We start from the raw sequence: 20,485 nt of genomic DNA, 5'->3' as shown, positions 1-20,485 counted from the left end.
GGATTCGCGGCCGATTTGGGATTATTCGGGATATTTCTCATTTTTAAGACATGAAGAAAACCATCGCTTTGGCATTGTTGCTGCTCAGCTTAGGCACACAGGCCCAAACCACGTCTATTATCACCGGAGCGGCCAGGACCACGGAATACCTGCCGCTATTAAAGGGCAAGCGCGTAGCCCTGCTCGTGAATCAAACCGCTACCATTGGCAATACGCACCTGGTAGATTCGCTGTTGAAACTTAAAGTAAACATCACAAAGATTTTTAGTCCGGAGCACGGTTTCCGCGGTAATGCAGACGCCGGCGAAAAGGTGGGCAACAGCCGCGACGAAGCCACCGGCCTCCCTATCGTATCGCTTTACGGCAAACATCGCAAAGCGGATGCAGCGGATTTAAAAGAGGTGGACGTGCTCGTGTTTGATATACAGGATGTAGGAGCGCGGTTCTACACCTACATTTCTTCTTTACAGGAGTTGATGGAATCGGCCGCAGATAATAAAAAGCTGCTCATCGTACTGGACCGCCCCAATCCCAACGGGCATTATGTAGACGGTCCCGTGCTCGACACCGAATTCCGTTCGTTTGTAGGCATGCAGCCGATTCCCATTGTGCATGGCATGACGGTGGGCGAATATGCGCAAATGCTGAACGGCGAAAAGTGGCTTGATAAAAACAGCACTGTAATCTGAAAGTGATCACCTGCAAAGGTTACACACATAAAACGAGGTACGCGCTGCCGGTGAAACCATCGCCCAACCTGCCCAATATGCAGTCGATCTACTTATACCCCGGCACCTGCCTGTTCGAAGGAACGCAGTTAAGCCTGGGACGCGGTACAGACAAGCCTTTCCAGGTATTCGGGCATCCCGATCTGCCTAAAAACCTTTACCAGTTTACGCCCCGCAGCGTAGCCGGCGCCAAGAACCCGCCCTTACTGGATAAAGTATGTTACGGCTACGATTTATCGAAAGATAAACCGGCAGACAAAGTGGAGCTAAGCTGGATATTGAAAGCCTACAGCCTGTTCCCGGACAAAGCGAAGTTCTTTAACAGCTTCTTCAACAAACTGGCCGGCAACAGTACACTGCAGGAACAAATAAAAGCAGGCAAAAGCGAAACGGAGATCCGCGCCAGCTGGGCGCCGGGGCTCGCTAAATTCAAAGCTGTCCGCAAGCGCTACCTGCTGTACACGGATTTTGAGTAATTTTGACAGATGAATCTGAAGATCGTTTTTATGGGCACGCCTGATTTTGCCGTTGCATCGCTGGATGCACTGGTGCAGGCGGGATATGATATCGTTGGCGTGATCACTGCGCCGGACAAGCCCGCTGGCCGTGGCTTGCAACTGAACCAAAGCGCGGTGAAACAATACGCGGTATCAAAAGGACTGCGCCTGTTGCAGCCTGAAAAGCTGCGTAACCCGGAGTTCCTTGCCGAGTTATCTTCCCTGAAAGCCGATCTGCAAGTGGTGGTAGCATTCCGCATGCTGCCGGAAGCTGTATGGAGTATGCCCCCGCTGGGTACCATTAACGTGCACGCTTCGCTGCTACCCAACTACCGCGGTGCCGCGCCCATCAACTGGGCCATCATCAATGGCGAAAAAGAGTCGGGCGTGAGCACGTTCAAACTGCAGCATGCGATCGATACGGGCAACATCCTGTTTTCGGCCACCGTGCCCATTCGCGAAGATGAAACTGCCGGCGAACTGCACGATGTATTGATGCAAACAGGCGCCTCGCTGCTCATCAAAACCGTAGCCGCTATCGCTACCGGTAATCCCGAAGGCACGCCACAGGCGCACCTCGACGAGAGCACGCTCAAACATGCACCGAAAATCTTTAAAGAAGATTGTAAAATAGATTGGAATAAACCCGTAGCACAGGCCTACAACCTGATCCGCGGCCTCAGCCCCTATCCTACCGCCTGGACGGTATTACAGGGCAAAACGTTGAAGATCTTCAAAGCCACTAAAGAAATCGCCGCACATAATATGGCGCCGGGCGAAGTGGTTACCGATCATAAAACCTACCTGAAGTTCGCTGCTGACGGGGGTACGTGGCGGTGGAAGAAATTCAGCTGGAAGGTAAGAAACGGATGGGGGTACAGGAGTTTTTACGAGGGTTTAGACTATCATAAAGAAAAGGCGCACTGGACGGTGCGCCTTTTTATTGCTATTGCTCTTCATATTTTAATTCACAGAAGAACCTCGCTTCCGTTGTTCCCAGCGCTTCCTGCGCACTGTTGCTCAACTTGATGATCAGGCCGGCATTCGCTTTCGACTGTGGAATAGCATCCAGTACCTTTGCATACACGGATTTGCCGTTCAGCGGGTTGGTAACTTTCACGATCGTGCCACGGGGCGCTGTTTTATGCAGGGCGTAATATTTGCTTTGTGCGTTTGCGCGGAACCAGGAGCCAGGGCCTTTTTCGCTCGTAATATCTCTTCCGCCATCGGTCTGCTGATCGAACATGCGCTCGAATGATTCATCGGGCGGTGAGGGCATTACAGCGCCGGTGGTAGCGGGGAAGCTCTCTACTGCTGGTTTTACCGGTGCAGGTGCGGGGGCAGCTGTTTCTGTTTTAGGCGCAGCGGCCGGTGGTGCATCACCTACGATGGGCACTGGCGGCAAACCTTCGGCTACAGGCGGCGTTGACGGTGGCGGCGTGGCAGGAGCAGGTGTTTCAACCGGTGCCGGAGGCGGCGTCACGGGCGCTGCCGGTTGTGCTTTCGCCATTACAGGCGCGGTACCGTTGCCTTTTACCCAACCTACCACCAGGTAAGCATCCTTCTTCACACCATCGCCGGAAAAACCGTTCCACTCACGGATGTTATCAATCGCTACTTTGTTATAGTTTGTACTGATGCGGTATAATGTTTCTTTTTCAGTCACCACATGATACACCGGACGTACACCGGTTGCCGGTACACCTTTGGCTTGTGCAAAGTTGGCTTTGGTCAGGGGGATGTTTACCCGCTGTCCCAGTTGCAGTCCCTGTTCCATAGAAATATTGTTTTTAGCGGCTATTTCCTTGGGGGCAGGCCATATGCCCTTGACAGGCTGTAAAAGTTTTCTCCCTTCTTAACCACATGCACTAAATGGAGATCAGGCGCACTCCCCTGTACTACCAGCGTGTCCTGGGCGGACAATTGCAGCGTACAGGTTAACAAAACAGCACCAAAACTGACTTTAACATAATCTCTAATACTTTAAGGGACGAATATAAATGTTATAAATGATTTTTTCCTTACTCCTCTTCGTTGGTCTTCTTTGCCTGGCTGTCTGTGGCCTTCAATATCCGCAATTCTTTCGGGTAATAATTATTGATGCGGTTCGGCAATATTTTTGCCCAACCCAGGTTCATACCTTTAAAACGCATCAATGCCCAACCTTTGTATGATCCCTCCAGTGAAACGTCTTCTTTCCTCAAATATTTGATCGCCTGTTCCCGGTCCAGCTCCACGGCCTGTATCTCTTTATTCACCGTTATACTCATCGCCAGCTCGTGATCGGGGATCAGTTCTTTGGCAGTAAGTTGCCCCAGTGCTACGCCGGCTTTGCGGATGTAGAGCGACTTTTGGAGCACGGGCAGCTCATTTCCCAAAGTAGGTGTGAGCTGTAAAACGGTGCCCTGGTGGTCGGTGTATACATATTGATCTACGTTGGCCACCCATGCAGACAGGCGTTCTGTATCTTTCTTCGCCAGGCGGGCCGGCGCTTCTTTTTGTTTGCGATAAAACTCGTTGCCGTCCTTTTTCTGAAACAAGTAATAAAGAAGCCCTCTCCCTTTAATTGGTCCGGGTAAAAGCGATAACCTTCCGCTTCGCCTGTTTTCGTTGTGACGATGCCCCAGGCCGGATCAATAGGCAGCGGCAGGTTCTCTACCCCGAAATTATCCAGCAGCCATTGCATAATTTCTTCATCTTCCTGCTGCGAGTACGAGCAGGTGGAATAAATGAGCACACCTCCGGGCTTTAAGGCCGGCATGGCTTCGGCCAGGATACGCTGTTGGCGCTGGCAGCAAAGCGCTACGTTCTCCGGCGACCACTCCACTATCAATTCCGGATCACGGCGAAAGAGGCCGGAGCCGGAGCAGGGCGCATCTACCACCATCAGGTCGAAATACCCTTCGAGGCGGGCGAAGTCGCGCGGATCGTTGTTGGACACGACTACATTTACGGCGCCCCACTTTGTGATATTATCAGCCAGCAGCGCGGCTCTTGCACGAATCGTTTCGTTGGCGACCAGTATACTTTCGTTGGACAACAGCGATTGCAGCAAAGTCGTTTTACCACCCGGCGCGGCACACAGGTCCAGCGCTTTCAGCGGTTGTTGCAAATTACATACCGATCTCACCGCATGCTCCAGAACATGGAAGATGCTTCCTGCACGTAGTACGCGCCGGCATGAAACAGCGGATCGAACGTAAAAGAGGGACGGGAAGACAAATAATACCCTGTATTACTCCAGGGTACTTTTTCGGTGGTGATGGGCGCAAAACCAGCCAGTAGTTCCTGTTGCTGCTCCGTCGACAACCGCGCAGGATTGAGGCGTACGGAGGTGAGCTGCTTCGCCTCGGCATGTACCGCTGCAAACGCATCGCGCTGAAAGCCCGGCGCATGTTGCAGCGAATCGATTAATATATTGAGTAAATCCGGCAAGTTCGTTTTTCCGGCAAAAATAATCAGATCTGCTTGATTTCGTCTACCAGCTGTTGCAGCACCTTTTTAGCGTCGCCGAACAACATCGAGGTTTTGGGCTGGAAGAACAGTTCGTTCTCAATGCCTGCGTACCCCGGTTTCATACTGCGCTTATTTACAATCACGGTTTTGGCGAGTTCCACTTCGAGGATGGGCATTCCGTATATCGGGCTCGCAGGATCACTTTTGGCGGCGGGGTTGACCACATCGTTCGCCCCCAGGATCAGCACCGCATCGGTGGTCGCAAACTGGTCGTTGGCCTGCTCCATTTCTTCCAGCTTATCGTACGGCACGTCCGCTTCTGCCAAAAGTACGTTCATATGTCCCGGCATACGGCCGGCCACTGGATGGATCGCGTATTTCACCTCCACACCTTTATCTTCGAGCAGCTTTTCCAGCTCGTGACAAGCGTGCTGGGCCTGGGCTACAGCGAGGCCGTATCCCGGCACGATGATCACCCGGTTGGCGTACGAGAGCACCACCGCGGCATCCGGTAACGTAATTTCCTTATAGTGCCCCTGTTCTTTGGCTTCACCGCCGGCAGCCGCCGCGCCGCCGCCGAAGGAGCCTATCAGTACATTCTTTAAAGACCGGTTCATGGCTTTACACATCAGGATCGTCAGGATGGTGCCGGCAGAACCTACGAGAATACCGCCGGTGAGCATTACCGGATTATCGTACAGGAAGCCGCCAAAAGCCGCGGCCACACCAGTAAACGAGTTCAATAAAGAAATCACCACCGGCATATCCGCACCACCAATGGGCATTACGAACAGTACGCCGTAAAGGGCGGACAATCCCAATACCACATAAAATACGATCGAAATCGTGCGCAGTGCTTCGGCCGATACAATTGGAAGATGATCCATTGCCTGGTGGTACCGCACAACGGCATATACCACGAACACGACCAGTAATAGCAGCAATGCAATATTCATGATGTGTTGTCCCCTGAACGACCTGTCTTTAATGCGGCCATTCAGTTTACCCCAGGCAACGATACTGCCCATGAAAGACACCGTTCCGATCAGCATGCCTAACATGATGATCAGGAGCTTGCCGGCACTATTGCCCGCGAGGTTTGCCTGGTCCAGTATAGCGCGCAAACCGTCGGCGATCAGGGCGTTTACATCCAGCGTACCCAAACTGCCGTCTAAATGCGTAAAAGCCTGTGCCTGGTGCAGCAGGTGATTAAACTCCACGATGGAGATCAACATGGCACAAGCGCCGCCCATGCCGTTAAAGAGGCTCACCATTTCAGGCATGGCCGTCATCTTCACTTTCTTCGCGGACAATACGCCTATGATACCGCCCACACCGAGTCCGGCGAAGATCCACGCGTAGTTATGCAAACCGCCGCCCGCATCTTCATATAAAAAGATAGTGCCGAATATGGCGATCGCCATACCGCCGGCGGCAATGAGGTTGCCTTTGCGCGCAGACGCCGGATGGCTGAGCATTTTCAGACCGATAATGAAAGTAATGGAGCCAATTAAATAAGCAAGGTTCAGGAGACTGATAGCCATACGAACAAGATTGAATAAAACCTATTTCCTGTCTTTTTTCCTTTAAACATTTCGAGCATGCGGTCCGTGACCACAAACCCGCCGACCACGTTCAGCGTACCCAGTATCACGGCGAGGAACCCTAAGATCAGCGCGACGTAATTATCGCTTTCTGCTTTGCCCATCACGATGATAGCGCCGATGATCACCACGCCGTGAATGGCGTTGGCGCCGCTCATGAGCGGTGTATGCAATACCGATGGTACGCGGCCGATCACTTCTATGCCCAGGGAACACCGATAGGATTACAATGTAAATGAGCTGAATATGTTGGGTGAAGAAATATAAAATCGTATCCATAAACTTATTGTGGTTTTACACGTTCGTTCACAATAACGCCGCCGTGGGTAATGCAGGCGCCTTTTACGATATCGTCCTCGAAATTGAGATGCAGGTTGCCTTCTTTATCGATGATCAGTTTCAGGAAGTTGAATACATTTTTCGCGTACAGCTTACTTGCATCGGCGGGCATCTGCGAAGGCAGGGCAGAATTACCGATCACGGTAACGCCGTTATAATACACGGTTTCATCGTTCTTTGTCACCGCTGTATTCCCCCTGTGGACGCTGCCAGATCCACGATCACAGAGCCATGCCGCATTTTTTCCAATGCAGCGATGGGCAATAACACCGGCGCCTGTTTACCGGGAATCTGCGCGGTGGTGATCACGATATCTGCTTTCGCCGCACTGTCTGCGATCTTTTGCGCCTGTTGCTGTTTGTAAGCGTCTGATTGCTCTACCGCGTAACCGCCTGCTTTGGAAGCATCCGCGGCGCCTTCCACCTCCACGAACTTGGCGCCGAGACTCATCACCTCCTCCTTTACGGCAGGACGCGTATCAAACACCTCTACCACGGCGCCTAAACGGCGTGCGGTCGCGATGGCCTGCAAGCCTGCTACCCCCGCACCGAGAATAAGCACCTTCGCCGGCGGAATACTGCCTGCGGCGGTGGTAAACATCGGGAAGTAACGGGAATAACTATACGCTGCGAGCAGCACTGCCTTATAACCGGCTATATTGGCCTGTGAACTGAGCACGTCCATGCTCTGGGCGCGCGTGGTGCGGGGAATATTATCCGGGCTGAACACCGTAAAACCTTTGGTGGCCAAGTCCTGCATCAACGAAAGATTAAACAGCGGCTGAAAAACACCGGCCCACACAGCATTGGCGCGGGCCTGCGACCAAACCTCCGGCGCCGGCGGGTGAATGCTCAACAGCAGGTCGGCCTGCTGCAGCAAAGCGCTGCGTTCCGTGATCTCCGCTCCCGCATCGCGGTAAGCGTCGTCGCTGAAAAAGGCGGATAGTCCGGCTTCCGGCTCTACCAACACCCTTACCTTGAATGGCAACAATTGTTTGATTACTTCCGGTACGAGTGACACCCTGTTTTCGCCTGGTAATTCCTTTAAAACACCCAAAATCATCTTATGGAGATTTATAATGTGAATTTAACTGAAAAAGTGATACAAAGCGGCCGATACCCCTATTATTTTTCCGCTTTATATCATCAAATATACGTTAGCGATCAGGCGAAAAATTGTCCAGATGGAGGAAAAATTGTCCAGGATAGAGAAAATTAAACAGGGTGATAGCATTTTACCAAAATGCTTCAAAGCATCCTCAAGACATGGTGAAGACATGGTGAAAGCATGGTGAAGAGGTGGAGAAGAAGGGGAATATCCTATTACAACAAAAAGGCCGGCGTGTAGCCGGCCTTTTCCTTATCTCTTTAAGTTTACACCGCCATTTCGCGCTGCCCTTCTTTAATCTCCGTGCACCATTTCGACACGGCTTTTACCCAGCTCGGGTTAGTGTTCAGGCAGGGGATCATGGTGAAGCTCTCGCCGCCGGCTTCGAGGAAGGAGTGTTTACCTTCTACCCCGATTTCTTCGAGGGTTTCGAGACAATCGCTCACGAAAGCGGGACAAGCCACCAGTAATTTCTTCTTACCCCGCTTCGGCAGTTCTTCGAACTCACTGGCGGTATAAGGTTGAATCCATTCTTCACGACCCAGGCGGCTCTGGAACGATACGCTCCATTTTTCTTTAGGAATGCCGAGCTTTTGTGCCACGAGCATCGACGTAAAGATCACCTGGTGGCGGTAACACTGCTTATGCGCCTCGCTGGCCACGTTACAGCAATCATTCACCTTCAGGCAATGCTGCCCGGTAATGTCGCCCTTTCGAATGTGCCGCACCGGAACGCCGTGGTAGCTAAATAGCAGGTGGTCATAATCCTGCTCCACGTACGGACGCATGCTGTCGGCCAGCGCATCTATGTAAGCCTCATCATCAAAATAAGGTTTGATGATGGTTAATTTGAAAGGGTATTGCTTTTTATGGTAAATCTCTTTGGCGTATTCTACCGCCGTTTCGTAACTGGACATGGCATAGTGCGGGTATAAAGGCACCAGCACCACTTCTTTCAGTTGCGGATTTTCTTTCATGAGTTTACCGAAAGCATATTGCGGGGAAGGATGTCCGTACCGCATGGCAATTTCCACCGGCACATCGCTCAGTTCTTCCTTAACGGCTGCCTGCAGTTGTTTGGTGAGCACGATCAGCGGGGAGCCCTCTTTCCACCAGATAGACTTATACGCCTCGGCAGATTTTGGCGAACGGCGGGGTACAATAATACCATCGACTACGATCTTGCGTATCAGCCAGGGGTAGTCGATCACCCGTTTGTCCATCAAAAATTCGGATAAATAGCGTTTTACGTCAGGGACGTTCGTAGAATCGGGAGACCCCAGGTTCATTAATACAATCCCTGTTTCAGATGTTGAGCTCATGACCTTAATACTGACCTTTTAGATTTAGAAATGCAAAACTATCTCATTTAGTCGCACCGTCCCTCAAGATATGTCATATAATTGTTGAATAAAAGCCAAACACATTAAGATGTTCTAATCTTCGGTCAAAAATGATGAAAGTCATTTTTTCGTAAGATCCGCCACCATTGGAGAAATGACACACTAATGACGTCGACATGCCAGCTTTTGAAACCCAGGCCAGTAAATTTGCACCCGGAAGCTTAGAGAAAAATAAAATGCAGGTCAATTACCCTAGAGACATATCACATTTTCATATCGTTGGACTCAACTATAAGAAAACAGACGCTGCCATCAGAGGATTATTCGCCGTTAACCAGGAGCAATATCAACAGGTGCTGGTGGAGGCGAAAAATACGCGGTTGAATGATCTGTTCATCCTCTCTACCTGTAACAGGACGGAGGTTTACGGATTCGCGGAAGCGCCGGAGCAGTTAATGGCACTGCTTTGTACGCAAACCGCGGGCAGCCTCGATTCCTTTAAAGAAGTAGCGTACGTTAAATCGGGCGAAGCGGCCATCCGCCACCTGTACCAGGTGGGTACCGGGTTGGATTCGCAGATCCTGGGCGATTATGAAGTAGTGGGCCAGATAAGGACTGCTGCCAAATTCGCAAAGGCGAACGGCTGTATTGGAACTTTCCTGGAAAGACTTGTGAACAGCGTATTACAGGTATCCAAATTAATCAAAAATGAAACCCGCCTTAGCTCCGGTACCGTATCTGTGGCCTTTGCCGCGGTAAGGTTGCTCGAACGCAAGATCACCGATATCAGGGATAAAAAAATCGTGTTGCTGGGTGTGGGCAAAATTGGCCGTAACACCGCTAAAAACATGATGGATTACCTGGGTACCAAAAACATTCTGCTGGTAAACCGTACCATTGCTGCGGCGGAAGAATTCGCCACGGCACATGGCTTAAAATATGTTCCTTTCGATGGACTGGGCGGCGCATTAAAAGATGCGGACGTAATCCTGGTGGCCACCAATGCCACACAGCCTACCATCGTAAAAGCGCAGCTGGAAAACACCTCTCCCAAACTGGTGATCGACCTGTCGATTCCGTTTAATGTGGCGCCGGAAGTGAATGAACTTTCGCACGTGGAAGTGGTGAATGTAGACGAGCTTTCCAAAGTGCAGGACGAAACCCTGCAGAACAGGCTGAGCGAGGTACCGAAAGCGCAGTCGATTATTGACGAACACATGCAGGAATTCCTGTACTGGCATAAAATGCGGAAACACGCCGTAGTGTTAAAAGCGGTGAAAGATAAGCTGCAGGAGATACATACACGCGAGATACAGCAGCAAAAGAACGGCAGTGCGTATAAACTGGAAGATGTGGAAGAAGTATCTTCCCGCATTATCCAGAAAATGATCAACCTCATGGCGGGCAAAGTGCGGAAGGAAACGGATAAGAGCGACCAGTACATCGCCATGATCAACGATATTTTCGAGACTGGCGTTAATCAGGATTAATAAGCTCATGCAAAAAACGATTAAGATAGGCACCCGGGAAAGCCAGCTCGCATTATGGCAGGCTTACCAGGTAAAAGACCTGTTGGAGAAACAAGGGTACAGTACTGAACTCGTACCCATCAAAAGCGATGGCGACATCGACCTCGTGACCCCGTTGTACGAAATCGGTGTACAGGGCATCTTCACCAAAAGCCTGGACATTGCGTTACTGGGCGGGAAGATAGATATCGCGGTACATTCCCTCAAAGACGTTCCTACCCAATTGCCTAAAGGCATCATGCAGGCGGCAGTATTAGCACGCGGCCCCGTAAAGGATTTGCTGGTATATAAAAACGACCTGTCCTTCCCGGATAACCCGGAGGGCGTTGCACATATTGCTACAAGCAGCATTCGCCGCAAGGCGCAGTGGCTGCGCCGTTTTCCGCAGCACCAGCTGCATAACCTGCGTGGAAACGTAAACACCCGTTTGCAGAAACTCGCGTCCGAAAACTGGAATGGCGCCATCTTCGCGGCAGCCGGACTGGAAAGGATCGGGGTACGACCTCCGGAGTCCGTAGAACTGGACTGGATGCTGCCGGCACCGGCACAAGGCGCCGTAGTAGTGGTATGCCGCGACAACGACGACTTCTGCCGCGAGGCCATTACACCCATCAACCACGAAGCCACCTCGGTATGTACGAAGATCGAACGCGACTTCCTCCGTACTTTAATGGGCGGATGTACCACCCCGATCAGCGCATATGCCCGGATAGAGGACGGTACCCTGTGGTTCGAAGGCAGCCTTTGCAGCCTCGATGGTACCGTGTCCTACACCGTGGAAAGAACACTCCCGCTTGAAAAAACCACCACACTGGGCCAGCAGGCCGCACAGGAAATCCTGGACCAGGGCGGATCGCATATCGTTGCACAAATCAGGAATGCCGGCGTATAAACATCGCATACTCAGCACCAAAAGGATTGATGTCGCGCTGATACAATCAGCCGCCGATAGTGGCGTGCAAATCATTCCCCGTGCGTTTATCAGTATTAGTTATGCAGATACGCCTGCTTTAAGAGCACGTTTGCAGGAACTGCTGCAAAGCCGCGTGAGCGCTGTATTCACCAGTGCCAATGCAGTAAAGGCAGTGGCGGCATTGGGCGATACCACGCTGGCCAAATGGGAACTGTACTGCCTCCCCGGCGCGACCATCGAAGCGGTGCAGGAATATTTTCCCAACAGCACGGTCGTAGCCAATGCCGTGAGCAGCGCGGTCCTCGCCGTTATCCTGCTCCACCAGCAGGCGAAAAACATCGTGTTTTTCTGCGGAAATATCCGCCGCGACGAACTGCCGGTAGCCCTGGCGCAACAAAATGTTCCGCTGGAGGAGATTACCGTGTACGAAACCACGGAACTGCAAAATACCCTCGCCGGACAATACGACGGGATCCTGTTTTACAGCCCCAGCGGCATCCGCAGTTACTTCGCCAACAACACGCCTGCCCCGGAAACCATCTGTTTCGCCATCGGGCAAACCACGGCCGGCGTGCTGCGCGAATTCACACAAAACACCATCGTGGTCAGCGAAGCCGCAACGGCGGAGTCGCTCGTCCACACAGCCATACATTATTTTAACAATCAATCGTAAAGAATGAGCGGATTACAGAACGATCTTATGCTGAGGGCCCTGAAGGGTGAAAAAACAGAACGTGTACCGGTATGGATGATGCGCCAGGCAGGCCGCTACCTTCCCGACTACATCAAACTGCGCGAAAAATATTCCTTCTTCGAGCGCTGCCAGAACCCTGCCCTGGCCACCGAAATTACCGTTATGCCGGTAGACCAGGTTGGTGTAGACGCAGCGATTATCTTCTCCGACATTCTGGTGGTGCCGCAGGCCATGGGTATGGAAGTACAGCTGGTGGAAAAACTTGGCCCGCTCCTCCCCGATCCCATCAAAACGGTAGATGATATTAAACGCATCCACGTACCTAATGTGAATGAAACACTGGGCTACGTATTCGAAGCACTGGCGCTCACCAAAAAAACACTGGCGGGCCGCGTTCCCCTCATCGGTTTCGCAGGCGCACCATGGACATTGCTCTGCTACATGGTACAGGGTAAAGGTTCTAAAACCTTCGATGCCGCTAAAGAATTCTGTTACAAACAACCGGACGCTGCCCACCAGGTGCTGCAGATGGTGACCGACACGACGATCGCTTACCTGAAAGAGCAGGTAAAAGCAGGCGCCGACACCGTACAGGTGTTCGATAGCTGGGGCGGTTTGTTAAGTCCGGAAGATTTTGAGAACTTCTCATTAAAATATATCCGCCAGATCGTGGCTGCATTAAAAGATGTTTGTCCCGTGATCGTATTTGCCAAAGGCGCCTGGTTTGCACTGGAGGAAATGGCTGCCACCGGCGCAGCTGGCCTGGGGGTGGACTGGGCCATTAAACCCCGGCTCGCCCGCCAGTTTGCGGGTAACAATGTTACTTTGCAGGGCAACTTTGACCCGGCTAAATTGCTGGCGCCTATTCCTGAAATTCAGCAATCTGTAAAGACGATGATCGACGGCTTTGGCACCCAGCGTTACATTGCCAACCTCGGCCACGGCATCCTGCCGCACGTTCCGGTAGATCATGCCCGCGCATTTGTAGACGCCGTTAAAGCATACAGCATTTAAAGCATGGAAATAAAAGACCAGTTCATAACTTTTATTCACCGCCTGCAGGACGAGATCTGCGCCGGCCTGGAACAGCTCGACGGTAAAGCGAAATTCCGCGAAGACAAGTGGGAACGCGCCGAAGGCGGTGGCGGTAAAACGCGTGTGATCAGCGGCGGCAATGTGTTTGAAAAGGGTGGCGTAAATACCTCCGTGGTATACGGAAAACTTGCGCCCGCCATGATCAAACACTTTGGTGTGGCGGAAGATTGTAACTTCCTCGCAGCTGGTATTTCGCTGGTGATTCACCCGCTGAACCCTTTTGTACCTACGGTGCATGCAAACTGGCGCTACTTCGAGCTATATGATCAAAGCGGCAGGTTCATCGACAGCTGGTTTGGCGGCGGTGCGGACTTAACCCCGTACTATCTTTTTAAAGAAGATGGAAAACACTTCCATACGACCTTTAAAAATGCCTGTGATCCTTTTGGAGCAGACCTGTATCCGAAATATAAAAAAGTGTGCGACGAGTATTTCACCAATAAACATCGTGGCGACGAAGCCCGTGGCATTGGTGGTATATTTTACGACTATCTTCGTCCCAACGATACGCAGAAAGCGGAAGACATCCTCGCTTTTTCGATGGCGAACGGCAATGCCTTCCTGCAAGCCTATCTTCCTATAGTGGAGAAAAGAAAAGACCTGCCTTACACGCAGGAACACATCGACTGGCAGGAATACCGCCGGGGACGTTATGTAGAGTTCAATCTTATTCACGACCGCGGTACCTTGTTCGGCTTAAAAACCAATGGTCGTATCGAGTCCATCCTGATGAGCCTTCCGCCGCGCGCACGCTGGGAATATGACTACCATCCCGCACCGGGAAGTCCGGAAGCGGAACTCGTGGAGCACCTGAAGCCGCAGGACTGGATCAACATACAATAATATTTACCATCTTAAAATAAGGAGCGCATGATGATCAGAAGAAACAGGATACTCAGACAATCTCCCGCTATCCGGGCAATGGTGGCGGAAACGATTTTAAGGCCCGAGCATTTTATTGCACCGCTGTTCGTGATCGAAGGCAGCAATAAAAAGGAGGAAATATCTTCCATGCCAGGCTACTACCGGTTTACACTCGATCTGCTGAAAGCGGAAGTAAAGGAATTGTGGAGCCTCGGGATTAAGAGCGTATTATTATTCATTAAGTGTGAAGACAACCTGAAAGATAACAAGGGAACGGAAGCGCTGAATCCCAACGGTCTTATGCAACGCGCCATCAAAACGGTGAAGGAAGCCGAACCTGCCATGGTGGTGATGACCGACGTAGCACTCGATCCCTTCTCCATTTACGGCCATGATGGCATCGTGGAAGGTGAAGAGATCGTGAACGACGCGACCGTAAACGTGTTAGCCGAAATGAGCCTCAGCCATGCACAGGCTGGCGCAGATATTGTGGCGCCTAGTGACATGATGGACGGCCGCATTTTAGCCATCCGTGAAATACTGGAAGAGAACAACTTTACAAAGACGGGAATCATGGCATACAGTGCCAAATATGCATCCTGCTTCTATGGTCCCTTCCGCGATGCGCTGGATTCCGCGCCCGGTTTCGGTGACAAAAAAACGTACCAGATGGACTACGCCAATGCGCGCGAAGCCCTGAAGGAAACGTTGATGGACGTAGATGAGGGAGCAGACATCGTGATGGTAAAACCGGCGATGGCCTACCTTGATATTATGCGGTTGATTAAGGACAGCGTGACCGTTCCGGTAAGCGCTTACCATGTGAGCGGTGAATACGCCATGATTAAAGCCGCCGCTAAAATGGGCTGGCTGAATGAAGAAAAAGCCGTGCTGGAAAGCCTGACCAGCATCCGTCGCGCCGGCGCCGATCTGATCGCGACCTACTTTGCGAAAGACGCCGCCAAACTGATTATCGGTTAATTATTCCATGAAAAATAACGCCTGACATGTTTGACCAGAGCAAATCCTTATTTGAAAAAGCGCAAACGCTGATGCCCGGCGGGGTAAACTCGCCCGTACGTGCGTTCAGGAGCGTAGGCGGCACGCCTGTGTTCATGAAATCGGCCAAAGGCGCCTACATGTATGATGTAGACGGCAACCGTTATATCGATTATATCAACTCCTGGGGGCCCGATGATCATGGGGCACGCATACCAGCCGGTAGTGAATGCCATCCAGGAATACGCGACCTACTCTACTTCCTTTGGTGCGCCCACCGAGCTGGAAATTCAAGTGGCGGAGCTGCTTGTCAGCATGGTGCCCAACGTAGATATGGTGCGCATGGTCAACTCCGGCACAGAAGCCTGTATGACCGCCATCCGCCTGGCCCGCGGGTATACCGGCAGGAATAAATTCATCAAATTCGAAGGCAACTATCACGGTCATGCCGACTCGTTCCTTGTAAGCGCCGGGAGCGGTGTTGCCACGCTGGGTATTCAATCGGTGCCCGGTGTAACGGCTACTGTGGCAGCAGATACACTGACTGCCCCCTACAATAACCTGCCTGCGGTACAGCAGCTGATCGCGGAAAACCCGGACGAGATTGCCGCCATCATCATTGAACCCGTGGCGGGCAACATGGGCTGCATCCTGCCACAACCGGGCTTCCTGGAAGGTTTGCGCAACCTGTGCGACGAGCATGGCATCCTGCTGATCCTCGACGAAGTGATGACCGGCTTCCGCCTTGCCCGCGGTGGCGCACAGGAACTGCTGAACATCAAAGCAGACCTGGTAACCTTCGGTAAAATCATTGGCGGCGGCATGCCTGTAGGCGCGTTCGCCGGTCGCAGGGAGCTGATGGAACACATTGCTCCAGCCGGCAAAGTATACCAGGCTGGTACATTGAGCGGCAATCCCATTGCGATGATCGCAGGTTATACCTTGCTGAACACGCTGAACGAAAATCCACAGATCTATACCCAGCTGGAAGAAAAACCAACCTGCTGGCGGCCGGACTGCGCGAAGCATTTGGCGCTGCGGGTGTGGTATACCAGATCAACCAGATCGGTTCCATGATCAGCGTACACTTTGCAGAGTACCCGATCGTGGACTTCAACTCAGCATCTGGTGCAAACAATGAACTATTCCGCCGGTTCTTCCATGCCATGCTGGAGCGCGGTGTGTATTTACCACCTTCTGCATTCGAAACCTGGTTTGTGAGCCATGCGATCACTAACGAAGACATCGAATTCACTGTAAACGCCGCCAAATCGGCCATGCAGGCGATTAAATAGTTAACGAGCGGAACAAGAGGTTCCAATCCTGAGCTGCCCCGTTTCCGGGGCGGCTTTTTTTATGGCATAATAGTAGTGCCTTCATTGCACCCGCGAACACCGGAGACGGCGTGCAGATACGCGTGCGTGATGAGGGATACGGTATACCGGCAGCAGATCTACCTAAAATATTTGACCGCTTCTACCGTGTTACCACCAATAACATGCATACATTTCCGGGAATGGGACTGGGTTTATATATTTCCTCGCAGATCGTGCAGCGCCATGGAGGCCTGCTGGAGGTAGAGAGTGAATTGGGGAAAGGGTCTGTGTTTACTTTTACTATTCCTTTGGGGTCATCTTAAGTACATTCTTCAACTGCCGTTGCGTCGCACACTTCAACTTTCATCACTTTCTTCATCATCTAAAATCTCCCCGCTTAACACCTTACGGATGTCGTGGCGCAAACTTTCATGCGGCTCTGTGGCGCCCAGCCGCAGCAGGGCATCACGAAGAGCGGGCGTCCAGTCGTCCTGTTCCCATACACTTAATGTACGTACGGCCATACTCCGGCTGCGCAGCTGCGTACTTTGCAACGCCGCCAGCAATAACGTTTCTCCCTTACCGGGATGTTTGGCCAGTGCGTTCACTAAAAAATCGAGCGACAAACCTGCCTGTATTGCTGCACCTTCATTATCGACGTTTTGCTGTAATAATGTTTCCATAGCGTAACGTACCGCATCGTCAATGTGCACGCCGTTGCCATGATCGAGTACATCGTACCAGGAATTACTATTAGTGGGCTCCATGCGCAGGCGGTGCCAGAAAATGTCTTCCGTATTAATGCGCAGAATTTTGGCGGCCTCCTTTGCCTGGTAATACTCGACACTTTCTTCGCTCTGCAACCCTGCCATCACCCGCTTATGCCAGCCCGGTTGCTGGATAATACCCATGATATCGATTAACACGTTGGAGCGCAGGTCCTGCGTCCAGCCGTTATTGCGAAGTACTTTCCAGTCGCGCGTTTCCAGCGCAATATAGTTGCCTATTTCGTGGAGGATGTAAAAATCGTGTACATTATCGGCCAGCGTCCGGGCATGGCGCACGTAGTTTTCAATGGCCGGCGCGGCAAATTCATACTCATTAATATCTTCTGCCGGTCCGCCCATGATCATGGCTTCGAGCAGGTCGCCCGCCGCGGCAAACAACTGTTTATCGATGGCGGGAACATCTAACTTTTCATGCAGCTCCCCGTGCAGGGCGCAGGTGTATGCGAGGTACTCGTACATGATGCTGTTCCTGTACCCTTCGCGTACCAGCCAGTCCTTTACCGCTTCATCCTCCGCCAGCAACGCAAGCCGGTCGACCACCTGTACCCGCCCCCAGCCGTCGACCTGGCGCGCCAGGTTCCAGAGGTCCGTTTCCGGATCGGGAGAAAGATAAATAATGGCGATGGTGCTGTAAATCGTGAATTCATCATGCAGTCCTAACATACGCAACATGGGCAGCACTTCATCGCGGCGGCACAGGCCCAGCAAGGCCATACCGAACTTCACCCCGTTGCGGTGGGCGCATTCAAAAGTGAGTAACTTAGCGAACAGGTATAAATGTGGTTCTATTTCAAGATTAAGCTGCACAACACGTTCCAGCACCGGATCGATGTATGCCATCAGGTCACCGTTATTGACCAGGAAATTGAACAACTGGTTGCCTGCGGTAATATCTCCGCGGGTGGCTACCTTTTGCAGCAACTGTACTACCTGTTCGGCCATTTGCGTTACCTCCTCTTCCCCCTGTTCCGAAATGGCTGCCAGCGCATCTTTTAGCCCTGCCGCATACCGTAAATCGGCGCCGGGTGGTAGTGGCTCCTCGTCGGGCAACACGAGGGCTTTCTCATCCAACTTACCGGAGAGATCGATGTGCTCACTAACAAACTGGAAAAGTGATTTGGCCGTAACCCAGGAGTATTGGGGGCTGGGATCGGCGCCAAGTATGCTTTTAATCCAGTGTAACATTTAAAAACCCGTTTTATAAATGGCATAATACCAATGAAAGATACATTTGATCTATACCCAGGTACAGCGCGGTACTGCATATTAATAATCACGCTGTTATCCGGCGGACAAGATACCGGTCTTTCCCCAATAACGTAAATGGTTGAACGAATATAAGTTTCTGCTATTTCTTCCTGCCGGTCGTAACCCAATGATACCCTTTATCCTCATTATAGGATAGTACCATCCTGTTTACTTTGTTTTCGATATAGATATCGCCGAAAACTTTACGGTTACGCCAGGCAAAATACATGGCCCCTAAGGTGGGTGTATCGTCTTGCAGGTAGTCCAGGTGAATTTCGCGGGGGCTGCCCGTTTTAAAACCGCGGAACCTTCCGGTGTAGTATTCGTTCCGGTCCAGCACCGCTGTACCCGTTTTATCAAATTTATAATAAAACTCCCCACCATACATCGCGATGTCGGCCGACTGTACCGAGGGCATCATCCAGATGCTGAGGGTACCGTCAGGGTTATCTTTCAGGAATTTATTAAAACGCACCTGGGAGGGCCCTATTATCTTCGACGCTTCGGCATAGGCATTGTCGATGGCCCGGGAGTGGCTGTTTAGCATGGCCGTATCCGCATCGCATACCTGGTCTATATTAAACGAATCGACCATGCGGTAATGGCTCACCAGGTCGTACCGCCCGTTGGCGAAACGGCCGAACACCGCCTGCCATACCCCGTCCGGCCCTTGCAGACAAAACCAGTGACGCCCGATGCGGAGGCGCTGCTCATACGGCATGGTCATCGCAATATCGGAAATAAAGGTGGCTACGCTGTCGTAGCTGCAAAGCCACGCTACAACGTTCATTTTTTCCTCGAAAGGGAGCGGCTGTGCAGCCTTAACGTGCGGCCCCTGGGCATGCAACAGCTGCACGACCAGCAATGCGGCGATGGTGAATGCGGTTCTCATAGGTGTATAGGGCCGTATTTTTTAAACGGCTATAAATATATAGATAATTTGTAATCTAACCGTGCATTCCCCTACTTTTTATGCACAGGAAGAACCGTTACGGGGATTGGAGTCCACAATTTTGGGCAGTAAACAACAGATTATGAGGGGCTTATACCATTGGCACAATCTTTTCAACCCTATCAGCAATAAAAAATGGAAAACCATGAAAAAGCTGAATTTGAAGACCCTCACCGGAACGGCACTGATCTGTGGATCTTTTGTGATGTTGAATGCTTGTAACTCCGGCACCCAGACAAACAATTCGGACACCGCTAACACGGAAATCTCCGATTCGCTCGTGGACAAGGGCGATGCAATCGACATGAACAAAGACAAATTTGCGACCGATTCGCTGGAAGATGATTCCAAACGTGTGGTACGCGCTTATTCGGACGGACTGTACGAAGTAAAAGCTTCCGAAGCAGCTAAAACCAAAGCCACCGATGCGGACGTGAAAAAGATCGCTGCCATGATGGTAACGGCGCACAACAAACTGAACAAACAGCTTGTTGACCTCGCAAAGAAAAAATCATTTACACTGCCTGAAACTATTGAACAGGGACAACTGGACGACATTAACAAAACAGGCGAAAAGACAGGACTTGATTTTGATAAAGCATATGTAGACGACCTGGTAGATAAACACGAGAAAGCGATCGATATGTTTGAGAAATCGGCAGATAAGTCAAACGACCCGGACGTGAAAAAGCGTTCACCGATGCGCTGCCAGAACTGCGCGCGCACCTGGAACATGCTAAAACGCTGAAAGAGAAACTGGACGCGAAGAAATAATTAATCAACGCTGGTAGCAGAGTACCTGCAGTTTAACTGTTTCTTTAAGACAGGATGGTTATGTGAATGAGAAAAGAAACAGCAAAGGGGTTGCTTTTGAGGAAGCAGCCCCTTTTTTATGTTATAACCCCGCCAGATTGAAGTAGCCCACCACCTTTAACACGTCGGGGGTTTCGGCAAACCGCGACAAGTACAGCGTAGGTGATACAAAGCGTTCATCGGCCGACGTATCGATCAAA

General features: G+C 51.5%; 22 protein-coding genes and 1 pseudogene. 13 read left to right on the top strand and 10 right to left on the bottom strand.

Annotated features, from left to right (window positions below; translation table 11 throughout):
• Positions 1-50: 50 nt before the first annotated feature.
• Genes MKQ70_RS00255 through fmt form a run of 3 tightly spaced genes read left to right on the top strand, consistent with a single transcriptional unit; the run spans position 51 to position 2,254 of the window.
• Positions 51-689, top strand: coding sequence for an exo-beta-N-acetylmuramidase NamZ family protein (locus tag MKQ70_RS00255; RefSeq protein ID WP_248065977.1), 639 nt, complete (start codon positions 51-53; stop codon positions 687-689).
• 2 nt (positions 690-691) lie between these two features.
• Complete coding sequence (locus tag MKQ70_RS00250) at positions 692-1,204, top strand: DUF1343 domain-containing protein (protein ID WP_248065975.1); 513 nt, start codon at positions 692-694, stop codon at positions 1,202-1,204.
• A gap of 9 nt (positions 1,205-1,213) precedes the next feature.
• Positions 1,214-2,254, top strand: a complete 1,041-nt coding sequence (fmt, locus tag MKQ70_RS00245) for a methionyl-tRNA formyltransferase (protein ID WP_248065973.1) — start codon at positions 1,214-1,216, stop codon at positions 2,252-2,254.
• Here fmt and MKQ70_RS00240 read toward each other — a convergent pair.
• From MKQ70_RS00240 to hemH, 8 genes and pseudogenes are all read right to left on the bottom strand, one after another.
• Entirely contained in the window at positions 2,172-3,002 is an 831-nt protein-coding gene (locus tag MKQ70_RS00240; RefSeq protein WP_248065971.1) for a DPBB and LysM peptidoglycan-binding domain-containing protein, read from the bottom strand. The genes fmt and MKQ70_RS00240 overlap by 83 nt on opposite strands.
• A 244-nt stretch (positions 3,003-3,246) precedes the next feature.
• Positions 3,247-3,669: a methyltransferase RsmF C-terminal domain-like protein gene (locus tag MKQ70_RS40855; protein WP_248065969.1), complete on the bottom strand. Its 423-nt coding sequence runs from the start codon at positions 3,667-3,669 to the stop codon at positions 3,247-3,249.
• The gene (locus tag MKQ70_RS00230; RefSeq protein ID WP_248065967.1) at positions 3,657-4,337 is read right to left on the bottom strand and encodes an RsmB/NOP family class I SAM-dependent RNA methyltransferase; all 681 of its coding nucleotides are present in this window, start codon (positions 4,335-4,337) and stop codon (positions 3,657-3,659) included. The genes MKQ70_RS40855 and MKQ70_RS00230 overlap by 13 nt, the downstream gene beginning before the upstream one ends.
• Before the next feature lie 14 nt (positions 4,338-4,351).
• Positions 4,352-4,660 carry a hypothetical protein gene (locus tag MKQ70_RS00225; protein ID WP_248065965.1) on the bottom strand — a complete coding sequence of 103 codons (309 nt, stop codon included), beginning with the start codon at positions 4,658-4,660 and terminating at the stop codon, positions 4,352-4,354.
• A 23-nt stretch (positions 4,661-4,683) separates the two neighbouring features.
• Positions 4,684-6,225 carry an NAD(P)(+) transhydrogenase (Re/Si-specific) subunit beta gene (locus tag MKQ70_RS00220; protein WP_248065963.1) on the bottom strand — a complete coding sequence of 514 codons (1,542 nt, stop codon included), beginning with the start codon at positions 6,223-6,225 and terminating at the stop codon, positions 4,684-4,686.
• On the bottom strand, positions 6,207-6,482 hold the full coding sequence (locus MKQ70_RS00215; protein ID WP_248065961.1) for an NAD(P) transhydrogenase subunit alpha part 2: 276 nt from the start codon (positions 6,480-6,482) through the stop codon (positions 6,207-6,209). Before MKQ70_RS00215 ends, MKQ70_RS00220 begins: the two co-directional genes overlap by 19 nt.
• An 86-nt stretch (positions 6,483-6,568) precedes the next feature.
• Positions 6,569-7,686, bottom strand: a pseudogene (locus MKQ70_RS00210) (Re/Si-specific NAD(P)(+) transhydrogenase subunit alpha).
• 311 nt (positions 7,687-7,997) lie between these two features.
• Entirely contained in the window at positions 7,998-9,053 is a 1,056-nt protein-coding gene (hemH, locus tag MKQ70_RS00205; protein WP_248065958.1) for a ferrochelatase, read from the bottom strand.
• A gap of 257 nt (positions 9,054-9,310) precedes the next feature.
• Here hemH and hemA point away from each other — a divergent pair, with 257 nt between their 5' ends.
• The 9 genes from hemA to MKQ70_RS00160 all read left to right on the top strand — a co-directional run bounded on the left by hemA (position 9,311) and on the right by MKQ70_RS00160 (position 16,807).
• Positions 9,311-10,564: a glutamyl-tRNA reductase gene (gene hemA / locus MKQ70_RS00200; RefSeq protein ID WP_248065955.1), complete on the top strand. Its 1,254-nt coding sequence runs from the start codon at positions 9,311-9,313 to the stop codon at positions 10,562-10,564.
• A gap of 7 nt (positions 10,565-10,571) precedes the next feature.
• Complete coding sequence (gene hemC, locus MKQ70_RS00195) at positions 10,572-11,495, top strand: hydroxymethylbilane synthase (protein ID WP_248065953.1); 924 nt, start codon at positions 10,572-10,574, stop codon at positions 11,493-11,495.
• On the top strand, positions 11,482-12,189 hold the full coding sequence (locus MKQ70_RS00190) for a uroporphyrinogen-III synthase (RefSeq protein ID WP_248065944.1): 708 nt from the start codon (positions 11,482-11,484) through the stop codon (positions 12,187-12,189). The genes hemC and MKQ70_RS00190 overlap by 14 nt, the downstream gene beginning before the upstream one ends.
• Positions 12,190-12,192: 3 nt before the next feature.
• Positions 12,193-13,224, top strand: a complete 1,032-nt coding sequence (hemE, locus tag MKQ70_RS00185; protein WP_248065942.1) for a uroporphyrinogen decarboxylase — start codon at positions 12,193-12,195, stop codon at positions 13,222-13,224.
• 3 nt (positions 13,225-13,227) lie between these two features.
• Positions 13,228-14,148, top strand: coding sequence for an oxygen-dependent coproporphyrinogen oxidase (hemF, locus tag MKQ70_RS00180; RefSeq protein WP_248065939.1), 921 nt, complete (start codon positions 13,228-13,230; stop codon positions 14,146-14,148).
• 27 nt (positions 14,149-14,175) lie between these two features.
• Complete coding sequence (gene hemB / locus MKQ70_RS00175) at positions 14,176-15,150, top strand: porphobilinogen synthase (RefSeq protein ID WP_282456148.1); 975 nt, start codon at positions 14,176-14,178, stop codon at positions 15,148-15,150.
• A 213-nt stretch (positions 15,151-15,363) separates the two neighbouring features.
• Positions 15,364-16,245 carry a glutamate-1-semialdehyde 2,1-aminomutase gene (locus MKQ70_RS00170; protein ID WP_248065937.1) on the top strand — a complete coding sequence of 294 codons (882 nt, stop codon included), beginning with the start codon at positions 15,364-15,366 and terminating at the stop codon, positions 16,243-16,245.
• Positions 16,242-16,463, top strand: coding sequence for a hypothetical protein (locus MKQ70_RS00165; RefSeq protein ID WP_248065934.1), 222 nt, complete (start codon positions 16,242-16,244; stop codon positions 16,461-16,463). The genes MKQ70_RS00170 and MKQ70_RS00165 overlap by 4 nt, the downstream gene beginning before the upstream one ends.
• A gap of 110 nt (positions 16,464-16,573) precedes the next feature.
• Positions 16,574-16,807, top strand: a complete 234-nt coding sequence (locus tag MKQ70_RS00160; RefSeq protein ID WP_248065932.1) for a sensor histidine kinase — start codon at positions 16,574-16,576, stop codon at positions 16,805-16,807.
• Between the two features lie 33 nt (positions 16,808-16,840).
• Here the strand turns inward: MKQ70_RS00160 and MKQ70_RS00155 are convergent, their stop codons facing one another.
• Together MKQ70_RS00155 and MKQ70_RS00150 are read right to left on the bottom strand one after the other, a co-directional pair.
• Positions 16,841-18,457, bottom strand: a complete 1,617-nt coding sequence (locus MKQ70_RS00155; protein ID WP_248065931.1) for a hypothetical protein — start codon at positions 18,455-18,457, stop codon at positions 16,841-16,843.
• Positions 18,458-18,620: 163 nt separating this feature from the next.
• A complete protein-coding gene (locus MKQ70_RS00150) occupies positions 18,621-19,412 on the bottom strand; it encodes a hypothetical protein (RefSeq protein WP_248065929.1) in 792 nt (263 codons plus the stop codon).
• Positions 19,413-19,617: 205 nt separating this feature from the next.
• On the opposite strand from MKQ70_RS00150, the gene MKQ70_RS00145 reads away from it, so the two are divergent.
• Positions 19,618-20,220: a DUF4142 domain-containing protein gene (locus tag MKQ70_RS00145; RefSeq protein WP_248065928.1), complete on the top strand. Its 603-nt coding sequence runs from the start codon at positions 19,618-19,620 to the stop codon at positions 20,218-20,220.
• The last annotated feature ends 265 nt before the right edge of the window (positions 20,221-20,485 follow it).

This window comes from Chitinophaga sedimenti (genome assembly GCF_023156195.1).
Taxonomy (GTDB): Bacteria; Bacteroidota; Bacteroidia; order Chitinophagales; family Chitinophagaceae; genus Chitinophaga; species Chitinophaga sedimenti.
Note: the sequence above shows the minus strand (reverse complement) of the source record. Positions and strands in the feature narration are given on the sequence as shown.

Bases quoted from the DNA above. Each gene is read 5' to 3' on its own strand.
- MKQ70_RS00145 (WP_248065928.1), top strand. From the start codon at position 19,618: ATGAAAAAGCTGAATTTGAAGACCCTCACCGGAACGGCACTGATCTGT.
- MKQ70_RS00240 (WP_248065971.1), bottom strand. From the start codon at position 3,002: ATGGAACAGGGACTGCAACTGGGACAGCGGGTAAACATCCCCCTGACC.
- hemE (WP_248065942.1), top strand. From the start codon at position 12,193: ATGAGCGGATTACAGAACGATCTTATGCTGAGGGCCCTGAAGGGTGAA.
- MKQ70_RS00165 (WP_248065934.1), top strand. From the start codon at position 16,242: ATGATCAGCGTACACTTTGCAGAGTACCCGATCGTGGACTTCAACTCA.
- fmt (WP_248065973.1), top strand. From the start codon at position 1,214: ATGAATCTGAAGATCGTTTTTATGGGCACGCCTGATTTTGCCGTTGCA.
- MKQ70_RS00170 (WP_248065937.1), top strand. From the start codon at position 15,364: ATGATCATGGGGCACGCATACCAGCCGGTAGTGAATGCCATCCAGGAA.
- hemB (WP_282456148.1), top strand. From the start codon at position 14,176: ATGATGATCAGAAGAAACAGGATACTCAGACAATCTCCCGCTATCCGG.
- MKQ70_RS00255 (WP_248065977.1), top strand. From the start codon at position 51: ATGAAGAAAACCATCGCTTTGGCATTGTTGCTGCTCAGCTTAGGCACA.
- MKQ70_RS00150 (WP_248065929.1), bottom strand. From the start codon at position 19,412: ATGAGAACCGCATTCACCATCGCCGCATTGCTGGTCGTGCAGCTGTTG.
- MKQ70_RS00155 (WP_248065931.1), bottom strand. From the start codon at position 18,457: ATGTTACACTGGATTAAAAGCATACTTGGCGCCGATCCCAGCCCCCAA.
- hemH (WP_248065958.1), bottom strand. From the start codon at position 9,053: ATGAGCTCAACATCTGAAACAGGGATTGTATTAATGAACCTGGGGTCT.
- hemC (WP_248065953.1), top strand. From the start codon at position 10,572: ATGCAAAAAACGATTAAGATAGGCACCCGGGAAAGCCAGCTCGCATTA.
- MKQ70_RS00220 (WP_248065963.1), bottom strand. From the start codon at position 6,225: ATGGCTATCAGTCTCCTGAACCTTGCTTATTTAATTGGCTCCATTACT.
- hemA (WP_248065955.1), top strand. From the start codon at position 9,311: ATGCAGGTCAATTACCCTAGAGACATATCACATTTTCATATCGTTGGA.
- MKQ70_RS00190 (WP_248065944.1), top strand. From the start codon at position 11,482: ATGCCGGCGTATAAACATCGCATACTCAGCACCAAAAGGATTGATGTC.
- hemF (WP_248065939.1), top strand. From the start codon at position 13,228: ATGGAAATAAAAGACCAGTTCATAACTTTTATTCACCGCCTGCAGGAC.